Genomic DNA, 1,219 nt, shown 5'->3' on the forward strand with positions numbered 1-1,219 from the left:
TCTTTACCGGGCCGCTGGTGTTTTACTTTATGGAATGTCTGGAATGGCTCAACGCCTATTTCAGCCAATAATCGGGTTTTGTTCCTCAGCCTTCCTTTGCTGCATCTCCAAGATGACTTGTCTGACGTTTTCCAGGCAGCAAAATCCCTGCGGGTTGTTCACCTGACAGCCACAGCCCCTGGCTTTGATGTGGTCGGCAATCTCCTCGAGAATAGCCTGGGGCGTTTTGGATCCCTGGAGCTCTTGCCAAATGCGCCGGCGCGTCCATCCAAAACAGTAGCAGACAGGCACGTCCTTGCCACTTTCTTTTTGAAAGACGGGAACCTTGAGGTCGTCAACCCCAAAGCTCTGACCTTCCTCAGAAAAATAGACGACGGGGCAAAGGGGATCCCGACAAAACGCATAGCTGGCGTTAGCATTAAGTTGCTCCAAAGCTGTAGGAGACAGAAGGCTCTTCAGCGTAATCAGTTGAATCGGGATCCCTTGCTCCCCGCTCTTTGGACACAAGGGCTGCCAAGCATTAGCAGAAAATGGGACAAGGGGTTCTTTTGTCATGGGTTATCGAGCCGTTGTTGAAAGATAGCGCAAGAGGAACTTTTCTCCTGCTCAGAAAATTTTTGTTGACACTTTTCAATGAGTGTCGATAACTCCCCTCTAAGTTCCTGGAGATGGGCAATTGACTTGTCGATTTGTCTTAGTTTTTCGGTTAGCTTTACGTACACCTGCCAACAGGGCAGGGCTTGCCCGTTCTCCTGAAGCAGGAGCAATTCTTTGATCTCGGCCAGGGTAAGTCCCAAAGCCTTAGCGCGGGCAATGAAAGCTAGCCGCTCCAGCTCAGCTTCTCCGTAGAGGCGGTAGCCCCCCTCTGTCCTACGGGGCTTGGGGATGAGCCCCAGGCGCTCGTAGAAGTAGAGGGTTTGGGGGCTGATGCCCAACTTCTCGGCTACCTGACCCACCCGCAGCAGCTCAGACATGCCGGGTTCTCTACCCTCTCTCCAGAAGCTCTCTTAGCCTAAACCCTGTAGCTAACTACAGGGTCAAGAGGGATCCCCAGAAAGCCCACCTCCCCAAAAGAGCCCGACGGCTGGGAGTAAGCTTGCTAACCTAGTTAGGGTAGTCCCTTGAGCAACCCAGCCCCCGCATGACTGCTGCACCTTCCCTCGCCAACCTGCCCAGCCAGTACAACCCCTTTGAGACCGAGCCCAAGTGGCAGCGCTTT

The 1,219-nt window shown here is 53.6% G+C and carries 2 protein-coding genes; both read right to left on the bottom strand.

Annotation, left to right across the window (positions count from 1 at the left end):
- Positions 1-60 precede the first annotated feature (60 nt).
- Positions 61-507 carry a putative iron-sulfur cluster-binding metallochaperone gene (locus NW807_RS05675; RefSeq protein ID WP_414425517.1) on the bottom strand — a complete coding sequence of 149 codons (447 nt, stop codon included), beginning with the start codon at positions 505-507 and terminating at the stop codon, positions 61-63.
- 44 nt (positions 508-551) lie between these two features.
- Positions 552-974: a heavy metal-responsive transcriptional regulator gene (locus tag NW807_RS05680; protein WP_414425518.1), complete on the bottom strand. Its 423-nt coding sequence runs from the start codon at positions 972-974 to the stop codon at positions 552-554.
- Positions 975-1,219: the final 245 nt, after the last annotated feature.

This window comes from Synechococcus sp. R70.1 (assembly GCF_047461675.1).
Classification (GTDB): Bacteria; Cyanobacteriota; Cyanobacteriia; order Thermostichales; family Thermostichaceae; genus Thermostichus.

What these genes read in the sequence shown, in the direction of transcription:
- NW807_RS05680 (WP_414425518.1), bottom strand. Translation starts at nt 974, where the DNA reads ATGTCTGAGCTGCTGCGGGTGGGTCAGGTAGCCGAGAAGTTGGGCATC.